The following is a 16,554-nucleotide window of genomic DNA, read 5'->3' as shown; positions in this document are numbered from 1 at the left end:
ATGTCATTCGAATTCAAATTACCAGACATTGGTGAAGGTATTCATGAAGGTGAAATCGTCAAGTGGTTTGTAAAGCCAGGCGATAAAGTGGAAGAAGACGATGTACTATGTGAAGTGCAAAACGATAAAGCTGTTGTTGAGATTCCTTCTCCGGTAGCAGGAACGGTTGAAGAACTTCTTGTTGACGAAGGAACTGTAGCTGTTGTAGGCGATACTCTTATCAAGTTCGATGCACCTGGTTATGAGGACCTGCAATTCAAAGGTGGAGAAGAAGAAAAGAAAGAAGAAAAAGCTGAAGAGAAGACGGAAGGTCAAGTTCAAGCAACTGCAGAACAAGGCCAGGATGTAAAGAAAGAAGCTTCTCCAGAAGCTGCTGAAGAGAAATCCGATGCAGAAGTTGACCCTAATAAGCGCGTGATCGCTATGCCTTCAGTACGCAAATACGCAAGAGAAAACGGTGTTGAAATCCGCCAAGTTTCCGGTTCTGGTAAGAACGGACGTGTAGTAAAAGAAGACATCGATGCTTTCTTAAGTGGAGATTCTAAACCTGCTGAAACGAACGAAGAAGCAAAAACAGAAGAAAACGCGCCTGCAGAATCTAAAGCGTCTGCACCTAAAGCTCCAGAAGGCGAGTATCCTGAAACACGTGAGAAAATGAGTGGGATGCGTAAAGCGATTGCGAAAGCAATGGTGAACTCAAAACATACAGCTCCTCACGTTACGTTGATGGACGAAATCGATGTAACGAAACTTTGGGCCCATCGCAAGAAATTCAAAGAAGTTGCAGCTGAAAAAGGTGTGAAATTGACTTTCCTACCTTACATCGTCAAAGCATTAACTAGTGCATTACGCGAATATCCAGCTCTGAACACATCCATTGATGATGCAACAAGCGAAATCGTACAAAAACATTATTACAACATCGGTATTGCTGCTGACACGGACAAAGGTCTATTAGTGCCGGTTGTGAAGAATGCTGACCGTAAGTCCATGTTCTCGATTTCAAATGAAATCAATGAACTGGCTGGAAAAGCAAGAGATGGTAAACTTTCAGGCGACGAAATGAAAGGTGCATCTTGCACAATCACGAATATTGGTTCTGCCGGTGGACAATGGTTCACTCCGGTCATCAACCATCCAGAGGTTGCCATCCTTGGTGTTGGGCGCATTGCAGAAAAACCTGTGGTTAAAAATGGTGAAATTGTAGCGGCACCTGTGTTAGCATTATCATTGAGCTTCGATCACCGCATGATTGACGGAGCTACTGCTCAACATGCACTTAACCATATCAAGCGTTTGTTGAACGATCCAGAATTATTATTAATGGAGGCGTAATACAATGGTAGTAGGAGATTTCCCAATTGAAACAGATACAATCGTAGTCGGTTCAGGTCCCGGAGGATATGTAGCTGCAATCCGTGCAGCACAACTGGGTCAAAAAGTGACAATCATCGAAAAAGAAAACATGGGTGGAGTATGCTTGAATGTTGGCTGTATCCCATCTAAAGCTCTTATCACGGCAGGTCACCGTTTCCATCAGGCACAGCACTCTGATGATATGGGGATCGTTGCTGAAAACGTAAAAGTGAATTTTGATAAAGTTCAAGAATGGAAAGCTGGAGTAGTTAAGAAATTAACCGGCGGTGTTGAAGGACTTCTTAAAGGGAATAAAGCTGAAATCGTTCGCGGTGAAGCTTACCTGGTAGATGCCAATACTCTTCGTGTTATGGATGATAACTCAGCTCAAACATACAAGTTCAAAAACTTGATCCTTGCAACGGGTTCACGTCCGATTGAAATCCCAAGCTTCAAATTCTCTAAGCGCGTACTTGATTCTACAGGCGCACTTGCTTTAGAAGAAATTCCAAGCAAGCTTGTTGTAATCGGTGGAGGTTATATCGGTACCGAGCTTGGTACTGCTTATGCCAATCTTGGATCAGAAGTAACGATTTTGGAAGGTGCTGACGATATCCTTAGCGGATTCGAAAAGCAAATGACATCTGTCGTGAAAAAAGAACTTAAGAAAAAAGGCGTTGAAGTCGTAACGAAAGCTATGGCAAAAGGCGTTGAAGAAAGTGACAGCGGAGTCGTTGTTAAATATGAAGTGAAGGGCGAAGAGAAATCAGTTGAAGCTGATTACGTCCTAGTAACGGTTGGCCGTCGTCCAAACACTGACGAAATCGGTCTTGAAGAAGTTGGAATCGAGATGACAGACCGCGGAGTTATCAAAATTGATAAACAATGCCGCACGAACATCCCGAACATCTTCGCGATTGGTGATATCGTTGATGGACCGCCACTTGCTCACAAAGCTTCTTACGAAGGTAAAATTGCTGCCGAGGTTATCTCAGGTGAACCGGCAGAAATTGACTACCTTGGAATCCCAGCTGTGTGCTTCACAGACCCTGAATTAGCAACAGTGGGTTATTCCGAAGCGGAAGCAAAAGAAGAAGGCATTGAAGTAACTGCAGCTAAATTCCCGTTTGCAGCAAATGGACGTGCTTTAGCTCTTAATGCAAGTGATGGCTTTATGAAGCTTGTCACTCGTAAAGAAGACGGTTTAATTATCGGTGCTCAAATTGTTGGTTCTGGTGCATCTGACATGATCGCTGAATTGGGACTTGCAATTGAATCCGGAATGACAGCTGAAGATGTTGCCATGACGATTCACGCTCACCCAACTTTAGGTGAGATTTCCATGGAAGCAGCAGAAGTTGCAATGGGAAGCCCGATTCACATTATTAAATAATAATCATGGAAAAAGGATGATCCCTGTGAGGGGATCATCCTTTTTTTAAGGATAAAAAAAGGAGGTCGAAGCGTAGGCTTCGACCCCAAATATCGTTATTAATGCATTAATGTTCCCAGGTTTGAATGGCTTTGGAAACAGGCTTTATAATATTTTCTTTAGAATTATGACCTTCCACCTTACATATGATCTGATTGTCCTCTACCACGACGATGGCTGGAGAAGTGGGTGGAGTATCAGCGAAATCATTTGTTGTCTTCGTGTTTAAACTGACAACTTTTAGCTGTTTAAAGTGATCCGGGTACTGTTTTTTAAGTTCAATGATGGCATCGTAGTATGGTATTTCCCTCGAAACATTTCTTTCATCCGTAAAAAAAATCACCTGTTTTTCTATAAATTGATCCTGTGCTAAAACCACTTTATTAGATGAGATGTCATCACATGAAGTCAAAATCAGCATCGTGGAAGTAAGTATTGCAAAAGCTAATATATGTTTCATACATCATCCTCTTTTCTTAAACGATGCTATGAACGTAGAGTCGCGAATATATAAATGAATTACTCATTAACGTATCTTACGTCACATTTTATCATAGGGAAAAATGAAAAAGCGCCAAGTCATAAAAATGTTACAAAATTGAAAAGTCCTACATAATGAAAGTCACTTTAAAAGAATATACTATGTTAATACGATGATTTTTGATTTGAAAAAACATATAAGGGCCATCCGGGTGTTTTTATTATATTGGGACGGGAAAATGTAAATAAATCTATTAAAGGATGTTTTATCATGAAATCGTACATTGCTTTTTTGGTCCAAATGATTTTATGGAGCGTGTTTTCAATAGCTGAATGGATTTCTGAAAAAGATCATGTAGAATATAAGTGGATTATGTTTGTCCTGTTTTTTTACCTTGCCTTTATGGTTGCAAGGAAGATCGTCCAATCAAGAAAGCATACGTTATTTATCACTTCATTCAGTCTGACATGCTTTTTTGTTTTTAAGATGGCGATTGAAAATATATTGGAAATATTTTAATTCTTTCCCAGATTCTCTTTAGAATATGTTAAAATATTCAAAGTGAATACGGAAAGGTGAGAAACATGAAAAAGATTTTAGCATCCGGCTTAACCATCCTACTCCTTACTGCTTGCGGAAGTGAACAAACGGGGACCGGCCATGAAGCGGAAACATCCGACCAGACTGAAGTGAAAGAAGTGGATCAGAAGCAGAGTGAAGGCCCTGAAACGGAAGTGTCAGAGAGTGAAGCAAATGAGAAAGAAGAACCTTCAAAAGAAGTGGTGCAAACTAAGGATTATAAGATAAATGAGGCTAATTGGAGCATTGAACCAATCGGTGAAGCCAACCCTAAAGTGGTACTCCTGACGATCGATGATGCACCCGACCAACATGCACTGCAAATGGCTAAAGGCCTAAAAGAGTTGAATGCACCAGCCATTTTCTTTGTGAACGGTCATTTTCTTGATACGCCTGAGGAAAAAGAAACGTTAAAAAAGATTCATGATCTTGGATTTATGATTGGGAATCATACATATAGTCACAGCAGTTTAAGAGATCTTTCTCCGGAAGAACAAAAAGAGGAAATCCTCTCTGTCAGCGATCTTGTCGAATCCATCACGGGAGAGAGGCCGCAATTTTTCAGGGCCCCTTTCGGCCAAAATACAGATTACAGCCGTGAGCTTGCAGCTGAAGAAAAGATGTCCTTGATGAATTGGACTTACGGATATGATTGGGAAAAGCAATATCAAAATAAAGCAGCGATTACGGATATTATGGTAAACAGCCCATATTTGATTGACGGAGCGAATCTCCTCATGCATGATCGTACATGGACGAGTGAAGCGTTGACGGACATTGTGAAAGGCCTCCGTGCAAAGGGGTATGAAACACTGGACCCCCACCGGATTAAAACAATAGAATAATGATAAAAGATGCATGAATGAGTCACTTCATTCATGCATCTTTTTTTTGAATTCAACATATTCGGGAAGCCCCTTACATACACTTTTATGATTAAAAGTATGATTGATTGCGAGGATAAAAAGTTAAATATGTTATACAATTTAGGCTTGATATTTTAAATGTGTTATATTATTATAGAAGCAGATAAGATAAAGCGTTTACAAAACCACTTAAAGGAGAGGAAAAAAGATGGGAACAATTGTATGTCAAACATGCCTAAGCACTATTGAGCATTATGAAGATGAGAAGGTTTCTGTTTTATTCTCTAACTGCTGTAACTGCAACGATGATAAAGAATTGGATGATTAATGCCTGCTAAAGGGGAGCGGGTATGAATAGCGTCTATTAAAGGGGTTCTTATAAATAAAAAGGATGAAGAAGGGGGACCTTCTTCATCCTTTTTTTCATCGAATGGCACGATGCTCTTTGATGACTCTTAAATGTCGTAAATCATAGTCTTCTGGCCCTTGTACAGGTAGACCTGCTTCTATATTGGTCTTGATATAATGGATGTTTTCCTGAGTGATGATTTCCCCTGGTATGAAAATGGGAATTCCGGGAGGGTAGACCATGATGAATTCAGCGATGGTCCTTCCAACGGATTCATCAATTGGAATGACTTCGGTATCAGCATAAAAAGCGTCCCTTGGTGTAATGGAAAGAACAGGAATATCCGGGAGCATCACTTTAACGGGTGCCATCTCTCCCTGGTTCTTCAGGCTGGTAACCAGTCCTTTTAAAGCGTTAACCAATTGAGTTCCTTCATATTCAGTGTCACCAGGTGTGATGATGCAAAGGATATTATAAAGGTCAGACATTTCAACCTCGATATTATGAGCTTCTCTTAACCATTTTTCCGCATCGAAACCGCTGATTCCAAGATCCTTCACGGACACAATCAGCTTAGTAGGATCATATGCATAGGTGGCTTTTGTTCCAAGAATTTCTTCCCCTACACAGTATAAACCGTCAATCTCGTTGATTTGTTTCCGCATATTCTGTGAGAGTTCGATCGTTTTGGTGATGAGCTCCCGTCCTTCAGTAGCAAGTCGTTTTCTTGCAACATCAAGAGATGCAAGTAATAAGTATGACGTGGAAGTCGTCGTCAGCATGCTTAAAATGGTCTGTACACGCTTAGCAGAGACAAGTCCTTCTTTCATATTGAGGACTGAACTTTGAGTCATGGATCCCCCGAGCTTATGGACACTCGTAGCTGCTAAGTCAGCACCTGCCTGCATGGCTGACAGGGGAAGTTCATCATGGAAGTGGATATGAACCCCATGAGCTTCATCGACCAGAACCGGAACATGGTAAGAGTGGGCAATTTCCACGATTTTCTTTAGGTCTGCCGAAATCCCGAAATAGGTTGGATTGATGACCAGTACACCCTTGGCATCAGGGTTTTGTTCCAAAGCCTTTGCAACGGCGTCTGTCGTGATTCCGTGAGAGATTCCAAGATCCTCATCAATATCGGGATGGATAAAGATAGGAGTGGCCCCTGAGAAAACAATCGCAGACATAACGGATTTATGCACGTTTCTTGGAACAATGATCTTGTCTCCAGGTCCGCACACACTCATGACCATCGTCATGATCGCTCCGCTCGTCCCCTGAACAGAGAAGAAAGTATGATCGGCACCGAATGCCTCGGCAGCCAAATCCTGTGCTTCCTTAATCATTCCTTTAGGTTGATGCAAATCATCTAAAGGACCGATATTAATCAAATCAATGGAAAGCGCATTATCCCCTATGAATTCCTTAAATGCAGGATCCATACCGGCACCTTTCTTATGACCTGGGATATGAAACTGGACGGGATTCTTTTTACTATGTTCAATTAAGCCGGTAAACAACGGCGTTTCATTTTGAGACAATTCATTCAACACCTCTTTATATTCTTCATAGCACAATAAACCAACATACATGCTAAAGATATCATTATATAAGATTCAAACTATAATTTCATGCATTCTTACGATATTTTCAACAAACAAAAGAATTATAGCACTTAAGAAAATCTTTGCATAGTGACATACGCCCATGAAGGTGTATTTTTTTTCATAGCACAAAAGAAAGAAGTCCTACTCCTGATTTTTGGCTCATTTCGGACCTTTCAGCAAAGCTGAAAGGCGTGTGAAACATCCGTTTCACCCGAATGAGCCAAAAATCTACACAACCAATCTATAAAATACCTGCAGCCCTCTCATCCAAGGCTGACCTTATTTCTTATTAATATACAATACACTAAAGAAAAGGATTTCCCCACCTCCATCGAGAATAAATCAATAAATGGAGGGATTTAAATGAACTGGAAAACGCGCGTAACAGAATTATTGAACATTCGATATCCAATCATACAAGGGGGGCTTGCCCACCTGGCATATGCAGAACTGGCTGCGGCGGTGTCGAATGCAGGAGGCCTTGGTCAAATAACTGCCATGTCACTAGACAACCCTGAACAGCTTCGTCAAGAAATCAAAAAGGTAAGGTCATTAACAGATCAACCGTTTGGAGTGAACTTTGCCATCGGTCAACATGGACGCCCATTCAGCGAGTTTGTTGACATTGCCATTGAAGAGAAAGTATCGGTCATCTCCGTTACAGGCGGTAACCCAACTCCCCTGTTCCGACAAATTGAAGGGGAGAATATGGTGAAGCTTGTATTGGTCGCATCAAAGAGACAGGCTCTGAAGGCTGAAGAGCTCGGTGCGGAGGCCGTCATGGTCGTTGGACAAGAAGGGGGAGGACATTTGGGCAAGGATGACATCGGGACATTCGTCTTGATTCCACAAGTTGTGGACGCTATATCCATCCCTGTCATCGCTTCAGGAGGCATTGGGGACGGACGAGGCTTAATGGCAGCCCTTAGCTTCGGAGCAGAAGGAGTCGAGATGGGGACAAGATTCATAGCAACAAAAGAGTGCGTACACGCCTCAGACGTGTATAAACGTGCCTTGATTGAGGGGGAAGAGAGTGGTACAGTAGTCATTAAACGATCTTTAGGAGCCCCGGCCAGAGCGATTTCAAATTCTTGGACAGATCAAATCCTGGCTGCCGAAACATCGAATCTGGGATATGATGGGTTAAAGTCATACATAAGCGGCGAGGCGAATAAACGTTATATCTACGATGGTGAAGTAGACGGAGGCTTTGCATGGGCAGGACAGGTGATGGGGTTGATTCAGGACATCCCTTCGGTTAAAGAACTCATCGAGCGGATGATTTTACAAGGTGAAAACATTCGTAGAAAATGGAATTAATACATCATCAAAGGAGTTGTGGTGCAAAATGGAATATCAATACCCTTTCGATATAGACTGGTCCACAGAGGAAGTCATCGAGGTCATAGCCTTTTTTGAAGCAATTGAAAAGGCATATGAAAAAGGTGTTTCAAGAGAGGACCTGATGAATCGGTATAAGAGATTTAAAGAAATAGTCCCTGGTATGGCAGAAGAGAAAAGGATCTGCAAAGAATTTGAAGAATCCAGCGGTTATTCTTCCTATCATGTAGTGAAAAAAATGAAAGAGCAGCAGGACGCTGCCAAAATATCGATGAATTAATAGAACGACTGCCCTAAACGGCAGTCGTTCTTTCTGCATTATTCCCTACAGTTATATGGTTTAGTTCATTTTATAAAGGGGTAAAAGTATTTCAAAGGCACTTTCAACTTCCTGGATCAATTCATCCCCATTCATCTTAATGGCAGAGTCACGATCCAGATGAAGTCCGCATAGAAGTTCTGCTTTCTTTACATTTTGAACTCTTTCAGTTAAAGCAATGAATTCATCTTGTGATAGAGAGGAGAAGGGTGCAGCATCCGGTTTAGTATGATCTCCGGACCAAACAAAGTGACCGGGAATCAATGACCTTATCTTATCTGCATTTTCTTCGACTTTTTTACCGAATTCGACTTTATATGGAGCTTCATAGATCATTGCAAACCAAATAAATACATGGGTTTCCCATAATCCGATCTGGAAATGAGGATGTTTTTTGTAACCGCGTTTATTGTTTGCGAAAGCAACCCAGGTGTCATCTGGAGGATTCACTGAGCGCCTTGCATGTTTCGCCACATGGTAAAACATCTCATCACCGGTCAGGGCACTAAGAGCAGGGGTGAAATGTTCACCCAGGTAGTCCAGTTTTGGCCTGATAAGTTCTGCGATGGCTGTCATCCGGTCATCTAGACCATCAATCTTAAAAACATTGAAATCATCTTTAGTAAAACCGTTAAATGTCATGTTGTAACCTCCTTATTTCCACCAATATCTTACCATAAAGAGGTACAAGCTTGTAGCCAAATGAATTATCTATAGGTGTCTGCACATTTTAGTTACAAGATGAGTTGGTATTTCATAATATGTAGTAAATATTATCAGAACAATCAGATAAATTGAAAACTCGGAAGGGGTGTATGGCCATGAAACAAGTAATGAACACTTCTAAAAAACGTGATGTCCAACAGCAAAGAATGAACGTACTGAGACTTGAAATGGATTATGAATTAGCCGTATTGTTCGAAGCAATTCAAACGAAGAATACAGAAACCCAGACCAAGTCCAAGCAGAAACTTATGAGTATCAGGGAAGAATTAATGAAAATGAAGGCTTTATAAAGCAACAAACATCCAATGGTTTAAAGTATGCTGATAACAAAATCTACTTTTGAACGCGAGCTCATAGTGGTTGGGGAGTTCGCTTTTTTATGGGGAAATGACCTTTCTTGGTGAAGCCTATTTTCTTGAATGAAATGGATCTAGGAGTTAAGATTATCTGAAAAGAACATATTAGTAATGACTACACTGATTTTCGCTAAGCACATTGGAGGCTAATAATACATGACAAATTGGACTGAACTAGATCTAAATGTTAGAACATGGATACATGAAGCCGGTGAGAGGATTCGTCAGTCATTTAAAACCGAACTGAACATTAAAACGAAATCGAACCGAAATGACTTGGTCACCGATATGGATGAAGCGACTGAGCGATACTTTACTGAAAACATACGAACCAATTATCCCGACCATCAAATTCTGGGTGAAGAAGGATATGGTGATGATTTTAAAGAGTTATCCGGAATCACATGGATCATCGACCCAATCGATGGCACGATGAATTTTGTCCATCAGCAGAGAAACTTTGCCATTTCCATCGGGATTTACGATGGAGATGAAGGTAAGTTAGGATACATATATGATGTAGTGCATGACGAGCTTTACTTTGCGAGTAAAGGTAAAGGTGTCTATATGAATGATGTGAAGCTTCCAAAGCTTGAGCCCGTTCCTGTGGAAGATGCGATTGTCGCATTGAATGCACTGTGGGTAACAAAGAACAAGCGTATTGATTCCTCCATTCTGGCGCCACTCGTACAAGATGTAAGAGGGACGAGGTCCTATGGTTCAGCTGCGATGGAGCTTGCTTACGTGGCTTCAGGGAGGCTTGACGCATATCTGACAATGCGACTTGCCCCGTGGGATTTTGCAGCCGGAAAGATTATGATCGAAGAGCTTGGTGGAGTGGTGACGGACCTTGATGGAAACCCTTTAAATCCATTAAACAAAAGCTCTGTCTTTGTCGGGAAGCCTGGCCTGCATGAAACCATTTTGACTGACTATCTTCATAGAAATAAGTAAATGAAAAAGGAGTGGTGGCCGTTGAATGGCCCCCACTCCTTTTCTTCGTCCTACAATCTTCCTTCTTCTCTGTATTTTTTCTTGGTCTTAAAACCGAATCCCATCACAATGAATAAACAAAGGATACTTACACCTGCAATCCATATATTTTGTAAGCTGATTGAAATCGCTATGCCCATAAGTGATACGGCTGCTAATATCGAAAAAAGTACAAAGATCCATTTTATATTTGCCATTATGTACCCCCCAATATTGATAAAAAATGATTCTTTCCCTAACAGATTGTCGCCGCAGCTTCGTATGCTGCCCTTATTAAATTTTACCTATCAATTCAATAAATCGCAATGGGTTTAGGAAACAAAGAAGCAGATTATTCAAGTCGGTAAGGAAACTTTCAGTAAGAATGAATAGTGGATATGAAATATTTATTAGGGCTTTTGTCAATGCTGTGATATAATGGTCTAGTTGAACTGAAAAATACTATCTTTACACTATAAAGAAATCCAATATTCAGGAGTGGAAATATGAAATTAAGAAATGACCTTAGAAATATTGCTATTATTGCTCACGTTGACCACGGGAAAACGACATTAGTTGATGAGCTTTTAAAGCAATCTGGAATCTTCCGCGAAAACGAAACTGTTTCGGAACGTGCAATGGATTCAAATGATTTAGAAAGAGAACGCGGTATTACGATCCTAGCGAAGAATACGGCGATTCAATATAAAGATTCCCGAATCAACATCCTTGATACACCAGGGCATGCTGACTTCGGTGGAGAAGTAGAACGTATCATGAAAATGGTAGATGGTGTTTTACTGGTTGTGGATGCGTATGAAGGTTGTATGCCACAGACCCGTTTCGTTCTTAAGAAAGCACTGGAACAAAATCTTACACCAATCGTGGTTGTAAACAAAATCGACAAACCTTCAGCACGTCCTGAAGAAGTAATCGATGAAGTACTTGAGTTATTCATTGAGTTGGATGCAAATGATGAGCAGCTTGAATTTCCGGTTGTTTATGCATCTGCAATTAACGGTACGGCAAGTATAGATCCGGATCCGGAAAAACAGGATGAAACCATGCAGTGTTTATATGAGTCCATCATTGAGAACATTCCTGCACCGGTCGACAACTCTGAAGATCCACTTCAATTCCAGGTTGCACTACTTGATTACAATGATTACGTAGGGCGTATCGGGATCGGTCGTGTGTTCAGAGGGACTATGAAAGTTGGCCAGCAGGTAGCGCTGATGAAGCTTGACGGCTCCGTCAAACAATTCCGGGTAACGAAAATCTTTGGTTTCTTCGGATTGAAGCGTGAGGAAATCCAGGAAGCAAAAGCAGGGGATTTAATTGCTGTATCTGGTATGGAAGATATCAACGTAGGTGAAACGGTTTGTCCGGTAGAGCATCAGGATCAACTTCCGGTTCTTCGCATTGACGAGCCTACACTACAGATGACTTTCCTTGTAAACAACAGTCCATTTGCCGGTAGAGAAGGTAAATTTGTTACGTCAAGAAAGATTGAAGAGCGTTTAATGGCTCAGCTGCAAACCGATGTAAGTTTGCGTGTTGAACCAACGGATTCACCTGATGCATGGACAGTTTCCGGCCGTGGAGAGCTTCATCTATCCATCTTGATTGAAAATATGCGTCGTGAAGGCTACGAGTTACAAGTATCGAAGCCACAGGTTATTATCAAAGAAGTCGATGGTGTGAAGAGTGAGCCTGTAGAACGTGTTCAAATTGATATCCCTGAAGAGTATATGGGAGGCGTAATCGAATCACTTGGTCAACGTAAAGGCGAAATGCTTGACATGGTGAATAACGGTAACGGACAGGTCCGTTTAATGTTTATGGTACCGGCGCGTGGACTAATCGGTTATTCTACGGAGTTTATGACTCTTACTCGTGGATATGGTATCATCAACCACACATTCGAAGGCTATCAACCACTGCAGAAAGGCCGCGTAGGCGGACGTCGTCAAGGTGTGCTTGTTTCCATGGAGACTGGTAAAGCGTCCCAATACGGTATCATGCAGGTGGAAGACCGCGGTATCATCTTCGTTGAATCCGGCACAGAAATTTATGGTGGAATGATCGTTGGAGAACATACAAGAGAAAATGATATTACTGTTAATATCACGAAGCTGAAACAGGCGACTAACGTACGTTCTGCCAATAAGGATCAAACTGTTACGATCAAAAAGGCAAGAATCATGACATTGGAAGAGTCATTGGAATATTTAAATGACGATGAATATTGTGAAGTAACACCTGAATCGATCCGTCTTCGTAAAAAAATTCTTGATAAGAATGAACGTGAAAGAGCAGAAAAGAAAAATAAGGTTACTCAATAAACTAAGTGAAGGGGGAGTAGGAAATGGATGTAACAGAACGTTTGTCCTTTTTCGCATCCCTTTACCGGGTTGACCAGAACGCGGAAATGGGTATGTGGTTGCTTTATATAACCATAGTTGGGCTCTCGATCTTAGTTTATAAGCTCGGTTTTGCGAAAAAGCTGCCAGTCATGAAATCGATCCTGATTTATACTTTTCTCATACTCGGATGTACGGTACTGACATTTCTCGGGATCTTTCTTCCGGTTGCCGAAGGGTTGGTCGTTGCGGCTTTAATCTTAGTGATTTACAAGATCCGCCTGACGAATGAAAAGAAAAAAGGCACTTTTTAAGCATGAAAAAGCTGCAGTCCACATTCAAAGGACTGCAGCTTTTTTTATTTTGGATTCGCCTTCGCAAAGAATTGATAGAGTGGCGGCAGGCTTAGTCCATATAGAAGATGTCCAATTGTCCAAATGGTGAGGGCCGTACCATCGAGGAAGCGGGGTACATCCTGTACGGCCAGATAAGAAAGAGGAAAATATAGAAAGACAATGGGGAAGGTCAGCAGCAGAGAAAGAAGCCATGCTCCCCTCTCAGATACATTCAGCTTTTCCATTAGATACACAAATACTAAACCGATCCCGCAGGAAATAAGTAAATGGAAAGAGAACTCAAGCCATTCAGGCAATGTAGATGCAAACAACGGGATGAAGTCAACATTCAATAATAATACATAAACTTTAATGCCGGTCAGTCCCTGCATCCACTTAAGGAATAAACCTAATATTGTGCCTGAGATAAGTCCAATGGCCGAACCTATTTGTTTAAAAGTCATCTTCTACTCGAGGAGAACAATAAAAACGGAAATTTCCCGTCGACACACGTTCTTCTGTCTTCTCTTTAATGCGGTCGTGGCAATTCTCACACATATACGTGTGAATGGGTCTGTTACGCAGCTTTTTCGCCTGCAGGGAATAATCATCAATATTTTCAATTACTTCGCATAAAGCACATTTTACTCTCATTTCGTACACCTCTACTTGTATTCTAATCATAACTCTGGTCATATTAGTATATCATGAAGTGAGGTTGATCGCTTTATTTAACATTCTATTATGTCTTTAACAATGGTATTTGGTATAGTAGAATCAAGATAATCACATGTAGACGTAGAGACAAACGTCACCAGGGGGGATTGTATGGCTAATCAAGTAGAACCAAGCTTAATTCCTGCATTGTTTGATGAACTTCAATCAGAGCGATTCGTTACACTTGCTACCGTTGACCATGAAACACATGGTCCCAATGTCAGTGCAATATCCTGGATTTTTGCCAAAGACGAACATACGCTATTGTTTGCCGTGGATCAACGTTCAAGAATCGTCGACAATATTAAGAGGAATCCGCTTGTTGTAGTGAACTTAATTGCAAATGAATCCACGTATTCGATTGGAGGAAAAGCTTCCGTACACCATGAGAAACTATCCGGAGTGCCTTTGAAGCTAACCCTTATTCAACTTGTCATTAATGAAGTGAGAGATGTCATGTTCTATGGATCGAAAATTTCCACAGAGCCCGTTTATGAGAAGACATATGATAAAGCGGCTGCAGAACGTTTGGACCGTCAAGTTATAGAAGCCATGAAAAAAGCTTAGCATCCCAAGCTTTTTCATGGCTTTTCTCAATTACAGATTAGGCTCTACAATCAATCGATTTTATCATATGTTTGATCTTCTTGTTTTTTTCTAAGCTGTTTTTCTTTTGAGTTATTCATTTTTTTCTTAGGTTCGTCCGGGGCATTTTCGGGATCGGTCTGCTTTAGAGACTTAGGGATCTCAGGCATCAATCTACCCGATATATCGGACAATTCATTCATTATGCCCTGAACCGGTTCGCCTCTCTGGATATCTTTACTGATTTCCTTCAATCGGGCATATAGGTCCGGATCAGCGATGACCATGGCCTCTGCACCGAAGGGATCATTTTGAAGTGCTTCTGCAACGGAATATTTTATAGAACCGACCTGGGAACGCTCGACGTCGGAATCGATATCGATCCCTACAAATGCATATTTACCAATGACGACAGCTGTTGCATCTTTCACATCCGGTACACTTGTGGTCAGCTCCACCAGATGCTTTGAAATTTGTTGTCCGGACTTGCGTTGGACATGTTGAATATTGCTATCCTGGACAGTGATTGGTTTATTATTTTTACTGTTTGCATCATTTTTATACCCGACCTCATTTTTGTTGGCGCAAGCTCCAAGGATGATGGTAACCAGTAAGAGAGAGAGTAGCTTAAACATGTGAATACCTCCCGATTTAGAATCAATATCTTTTCTTATTGTGTAATTTTCTTCTATCTTTATACGTTTATTCATATATTTTAAGAAACGGGCCGTCCTATTTGAGTAGCTGGGAATAACCGGAACATCATTGGCTACATACAATAGTAATAAGAAATCAGGAGCAGGAGGCATCGATTTGAATAAAATTTATGTATTAGATACCAATGTCTTATTACAAGATCCACAAGCCATCTTTTCTTTCCAGGATAATGAGGTGGTTATACCTGCAGTCGTCTTAGAAGAAGTGGACTCCAAAAAGCGTTATATGGATGAAATCGGACGAAACGCAAGACATGTATCGAAACTGATAGATAATTTACGGCAAGAAGGAAAGCTCCATGAAAAAATCCCCCTTTATACAGGTGGATCATTACGAATTGAACTAAATCACCGCTCCTTTCAGCAGCTTCAAGATATATTTGTTGAGAAAACAAATGATAATCGGATCATCGCCGTAGCAAAAAACCTTTCACTCGAGGAAGAAGCAAAAAAGGACGGGAAAGCGGTCATCCTTGTCAGTAAAGATACCCTTGTCAGAGTCAAGGCAGATGCTTTGGGTTTACTCGCAGAAGACTTCCTGAGTGACAGGGTCATTGAAGTCAATGATATTTATACCGGATTTATCGAATTATACACCGAGAGAGAATTTCTCAATAAATTTTATGACAAAGGGGAACTGACCCTTACGGATATAACGAAGCAACGATTTTATTCCCATCAATTCCTCATTATGAAAGATGCCCTCGGAAGTTCTGCATCTGCCCTTGGAATGGTTGATACCACCGGCCTCAAGGTGAAGAAACTGGTCTATGACCAAGAACATATGTGGGGAATTAAAGCGAGGAATGTCCAACAAACGATGGCAACGGAGTTATTATTACGGGATGATATTTCGTTAGTGACCATGGTCGGGAAAGCAGGGACAGGTAAAACACTTTTAGCACTTGCTGCAGGTCTTTTACAAACGGAAGACTTTAATAAATTCAATAAATTACTCGTTGCCCGCCCGATCGTTCCGGTGGGCAAAGATATTGGTTATCTTCCAGGTGAAAAGCAAGAGAAGTTGAGGCCATGGATGCAGCCGATTTATGACAATCTCGAATACCTGTTCAATACAAAAAAACCGGGTGAACTGGATGATATTCTTGCCGGGATGGGATCCATCGAGGTGGAAGCCTTGACGTATATACGGGGAAGGAGCATTCCTGATCAATATATCATCATAGATGAAGCTCAGAACCTGACGAAGCATGAGGTGAAAACGATTCTGACACGTGTTGGGGAGCGGAGCAAAATTGTCTTAATGGGAGATCCGGCTCAGATCGATCATCCATATCTTGATGAATATAATAATGGGCTGACGTATGTAGTGGAGAGATTCAAAGATCAAAACTTAGCCGGACATGTGAAGCTTATGAAAGGTGAAAGATCGGGATTAGCACAGCTTGCAGCGGATATCTTGTAAACGTTAGACCACATAATGATAACGT

20 protein-coding genes are annotated in these 16,554 nt (G+C 41.2%); 13 read left to right on the top strand and 7 right to left on the bottom strand.

Annotated features, from left to right (window positions below; all coding sequences use genetic code 11):
* Together ACSQ2E_RS14495 and lpdA are read left to right on the top strand one after the other, a co-directional pair.
* Entirely contained in the window at positions 1–1,335 is a 1,335-nt protein-coding gene (locus tag ACSQ2E_RS14495; RefSeq protein WP_435991597.1) for a dihydrolipoamide acetyltransferase family protein, read from the top strand.
* A gap of 4 nt (positions 1,336–1,339) precedes the next feature.
* Positions 1,340–2,749, top strand: coding sequence for a dihydrolipoyl dehydrogenase (lpdA, locus tag ACSQ2E_RS14490; protein ID WP_435991595.1), 1,410 nt, complete (start codon positions 1,340–1,342; stop codon positions 2,747–2,749).
* A gap of 106 nt (positions 2,750–2,855) precedes the next feature.
* Here the strand turns inward: lpdA and ACSQ2E_RS14485 are convergent, their stop codons facing one another.
* Positions 2,856–3,248: a small peptidoglycan-associated lipoprotein gene (locus ACSQ2E_RS14485; protein ID WP_435991593.1), complete on the bottom strand. Its 393-nt coding sequence runs from the start codon at positions 3,246–3,248 to the stop codon at positions 2,856–2,858.
* A 291-nt stretch (positions 3,249–3,539) separates the two neighbouring features.
* Here ACSQ2E_RS14485 and ACSQ2E_RS14480 point away from each other — a divergent pair, with 291 nt between their 5' ends.
* From ACSQ2E_RS14480 to ACSQ2E_RS14470, 3 genes are all read left to right on the top strand, one after another.
* Complete coding sequence (locus ACSQ2E_RS14480; RefSeq protein ID WP_435991591.1) at positions 3,540–3,788, top strand: hypothetical protein; 249 nt, start codon at positions 3,540–3,542, stop codon at positions 3,786–3,788.
* Between the two features lie 65 nt (positions 3,789–3,853).
* A complete protein-coding gene (locus tag ACSQ2E_RS14475; RefSeq protein WP_435991589.1) occupies positions 3,854–4,693 on the top strand; it encodes a polysaccharide deacetylase family protein in 840 nt (279 codons plus the stop codon).
* 229 nt (positions 4,694–4,922) lie between these two features.
* Positions 4,923–5,042, top strand: a complete 120-nt coding sequence (locus tag ACSQ2E_RS14470; protein ID WP_435991587.1) for a GapA-binding peptide SR1P — start codon at positions 4,923–4,925, stop codon at positions 5,040–5,042.
* 95 nt (positions 5,043–5,137) lie between these two features.
* Here the strand turns inward: ACSQ2E_RS14470 and ACSQ2E_RS14465 are convergent, their stop codons facing one another.
* A complete protein-coding gene (locus ACSQ2E_RS14465) occupies positions 5,138–6,607 on the bottom strand; it encodes an aminotransferase class I/II-fold pyridoxal phosphate-dependent enzyme (RefSeq protein WP_435991585.1) in 1,470 nt (489 codons plus the stop codon).
* Between the two features lie 429 nt (positions 6,608–7,036).
* Between ACSQ2E_RS14465 and ACSQ2E_RS14460 the strand changes: the two genes are divergently transcribed.
* Together ACSQ2E_RS14460 and ACSQ2E_RS14455 are read left to right on the top strand one after the other, a co-directional pair.
* Entirely contained in the window at positions 7,037–7,993 is a 957-nt protein-coding gene (locus tag ACSQ2E_RS14460; protein ID WP_435991583.1) for an NAD(P)H-dependent flavin oxidoreductase, read from the top strand.
* 28 nt (positions 7,994–8,021) lie between these two features.
* Complete coding sequence (locus tag ACSQ2E_RS14455) at positions 8,022–8,294, top strand: UPF0223 family protein (RefSeq protein WP_435991581.1); 273 nt, start codon at positions 8,022–8,024, stop codon at positions 8,292–8,294.
* Between the two features lie 60 nt (positions 8,295–8,354).
* Here ACSQ2E_RS14455 and ACSQ2E_RS14450 read toward each other — a convergent pair whose 3' ends face one another.
* Complete coding sequence (locus tag ACSQ2E_RS14450) at positions 8,355–8,975, bottom strand: YktB family protein (RefSeq protein WP_435991579.1); 621 nt, start codon at positions 8,973–8,975, stop codon at positions 8,355–8,357.
* A 179-nt stretch (positions 8,976–9,154) separates the two neighbouring features.
* Here ACSQ2E_RS14450 and ACSQ2E_RS14445 point away from each other — a divergent pair, with 179 nt between their 5' ends.
* Both ACSQ2E_RS14445 and ACSQ2E_RS14440 read left to right on the top strand, forming a co-directional pair.
* Positions 9,155–9,349: a hypothetical protein gene (locus ACSQ2E_RS14445; RefSeq protein ID WP_034756016.1), complete on the top strand. Its 195-nt coding sequence runs from the start codon at positions 9,155–9,157 to the stop codon at positions 9,347–9,349.
* Positions 9,350–9,571: 222 nt separating this feature from the next.
* Positions 9,572–10,369: an inositol monophosphatase family protein gene (locus tag ACSQ2E_RS14440; RefSeq protein ID WP_435991577.1), complete on the top strand. Its 798-nt coding sequence runs from the start codon at positions 9,572–9,574 to the stop codon at positions 10,367–10,369.
* Positions 10,370–10,419: 50 nt separating this feature from the next.
* Here ACSQ2E_RS14440 and ACSQ2E_RS14435 read toward each other — a convergent pair whose 3' ends face one another.
* A complete protein-coding gene (locus ACSQ2E_RS14435) occupies positions 10,420–10,605 on the bottom strand; it encodes a YlaF family protein (RefSeq protein WP_435991575.1) in 186 nt (61 codons plus the stop codon).
* Between the two features lie 288 nt (positions 10,606–10,893).
* Between ACSQ2E_RS14435 and typA the strand changes: the two genes are divergently transcribed.
* The gene (typA, locus tag ACSQ2E_RS14430; RefSeq protein ID WP_435991573.1) at positions 10,894–12,732 is read left to right on the top strand and encodes a translational GTPase TypA; all 1,839 of its coding nucleotides are present in this window, start codon (positions 10,894–10,896) and stop codon (positions 12,730–12,732) included.
* A 23-nt stretch (positions 12,733–12,755) separates the two neighbouring features.
* Positions 12,756–13,064 carry a YlaH-like family protein gene (locus ACSQ2E_RS14425; protein ID WP_034755992.1) on the top strand — a complete coding sequence of 103 codons (309 nt, stop codon included), beginning with the start codon at positions 12,756–12,758 and terminating at the stop codon, positions 13,062–13,064.
* 44 nt (positions 13,065–13,108) lie between these two features.
* Here the strand turns inward: ACSQ2E_RS14425 and ACSQ2E_RS14420 are convergent, their stop codons facing one another.
* Complete coding sequence (locus ACSQ2E_RS14420; protein ID WP_435991571.1) at positions 13,109–13,549, bottom strand: hypothetical protein; 441 nt, start codon at positions 13,547–13,549, stop codon at positions 13,109–13,111.
* Entirely contained in the window at positions 13,539–13,739 is a 201-nt protein-coding gene (locus ACSQ2E_RS14415; RefSeq protein ID WP_435991569.1) for a YlaI family protein, read from the bottom strand. Before ACSQ2E_RS14415 ends, ACSQ2E_RS14420 begins: the two co-directional genes overlap by 11 nt.
* A 174-nt stretch (positions 13,740–13,913) precedes the next feature.
* On the opposite strand from ACSQ2E_RS14415, the gene ACSQ2E_RS14410 reads away from it, so the two are divergent.
* Positions 13,914–14,369, top strand: a complete 456-nt coding sequence (locus ACSQ2E_RS14410; protein WP_435991567.1) for a pyridoxamine 5'-phosphate oxidase family protein — start codon at positions 13,914–13,916, stop codon at positions 14,367–14,369.
* Positions 14,370–14,419: 50 nt separating this feature from the next.
* Here ACSQ2E_RS14410 and ACSQ2E_RS14405 read toward each other — a convergent pair whose 3' ends face one another.
* Positions 14,420–15,022 carry a YhcN/YlaJ family sporulation lipoprotein gene (locus ACSQ2E_RS14405; RefSeq protein WP_435991565.1) on the bottom strand — a complete coding sequence of 201 codons (603 nt, stop codon included), beginning with the start codon at positions 15,020–15,022 and terminating at the stop codon, positions 14,420–14,422.
* 178 nt (positions 15,023–15,200) lie between these two features.
* Between ACSQ2E_RS14405 and ACSQ2E_RS14400 the strand changes: the two genes are divergently transcribed.
* Positions 15,201–16,529, top strand: coding sequence for a PhoH family protein (locus ACSQ2E_RS14400; protein ID WP_435991563.1), 1,329 nt, complete (start codon positions 15,201–15,203; stop codon positions 16,527–16,529).
* Positions 16,530–16,554: the final 25 nt, after the last annotated feature.

Origin of the sequence: Rossellomorea sp. LjRoot5, assembly GCF_964253455.1 — a bacterium.
Lineage (GTDB): Bacteria > Bacillota > Bacilli > Bacillales > Bacillaceae_B > Rossellomorea.
The sequence above is the reverse complement of the archived record's forward strand: the minus strand, read 5'-3'. Positions and strand labels throughout refer to the sequence as shown.

What these genes read in the sequence shown, in the direction of transcription:
- ACSQ2E_RS14405 (WP_435991565.1), bottom strand. Translation starts at nt 15,022, where the DNA reads ATGTTTAAGCTACTCTCTCTCTTACTGGTTACCATCATCCTTGGAGCT.
- lpdA (WP_435991595.1), top strand. Translation starts at nt 1,340, where the DNA reads ATGGTAGTAGGAGATTTCCCAATTGAAACAGATACAATCGTAGTCGGT.
- ACSQ2E_RS14410 (WP_435991567.1), top strand. Translation starts at nt 13,914, where the DNA reads ATGGCTAATCAAGTAGAACCAAGCTTAATTCCTGCATTGTTTGATGAA.
- ACSQ2E_RS14475 (WP_435991589.1), top strand. Translation starts at nt 3,854, where the DNA reads ATGAAAAAGATTTTAGCATCCGGCTTAACCATCCTACTCCTTACTGCT.
- ACSQ2E_RS14440 (WP_435991577.1), top strand. Translation starts at nt 9,572, where the DNA reads ATGACAAATTGGACTGAACTAGATCTAAATGTTAGAACATGGATACAT.
- ACSQ2E_RS14480 (WP_435991591.1), top strand. Translation starts at nt 3,540, where the DNA reads ATGAAATCGTACATTGCTTTTTTGGTCCAAATGATTTTATGGAGCGTG.
- ACSQ2E_RS14415 (WP_435991569.1), bottom strand. Translation starts at nt 13,739, where the DNA reads ATGAGAGTAAAATGTGCTTTATGCGAAGTAATTGAAAATATTGATGAT.
- ACSQ2E_RS14495 (WP_435991597.1), top strand. Translation starts at nt 1, where the DNA reads ATGTCATTCGAATTCAAATTACCAGACATTGGTGAAGGTATTCATGAA.
- typA (WP_435991573.1), top strand. Translation starts at nt 10,894, where the DNA reads ATGAAATTAAGAAATGACCTTAGAAATATTGCTATTATTGCTCACGTT.
- ACSQ2E_RS14470 (WP_435991587.1), top strand. Translation starts at nt 4,923, where the DNA reads ATGGGAACAATTGTATGTCAAACATGCCTAAGCACTATTGAGCATTAT.
- ACSQ2E_RS14450 (WP_435991579.1), bottom strand. Translation starts at nt 8,975, where the DNA reads ATGACATTTAACGGTTTTACTAAAGATGATTTCAATGTTTTTAAGATT.
- ACSQ2E_RS14435 (WP_435991575.1), bottom strand. Translation starts at nt 10,605, where the DNA reads ATGGCAAATATAAAATGGATCTTTGTACTTTTTTCGATATTAGCAGCC.
- ACSQ2E_RS14420 (WP_435991571.1), bottom strand. Translation starts at nt 13,549, where the DNA reads ATGACTTTTAAACAAATAGGTTCGGCCATTGGACTTATCTCAGGCACA.
- ACSQ2E_RS14485 (WP_435991593.1), bottom strand. Translation starts at nt 3,248, where the DNA reads ATGAAACATATATTAGCTTTTGCAATACTTACTTCCACGATGCTGATT.
- ACSQ2E_RS14455 (WP_435991581.1), top strand. Translation starts at nt 8,022, where the DNA reads ATGGAATATCAATACCCTTTCGATATAGACTGGTCCACAGAGGAAGTC.
- ACSQ2E_RS14445 (WP_034756016.1), top strand. Translation starts at nt 9,155, where the DNA reads ATGAAACAAGTAATGAACACTTCTAAAAAACGTGATGTCCAACAGCAA.
- ACSQ2E_RS14425 (WP_034755992.1), top strand. Translation starts at nt 12,756, where the DNA reads ATGGATGTAACAGAACGTTTGTCCTTTTTCGCATCCCTTTACCGGGTT.
- ACSQ2E_RS14460 (WP_435991583.1), top strand. Translation starts at nt 7,037, where the DNA reads ATGAACTGGAAAACGCGCGTAACAGAATTATTGAACATTCGATATCCA.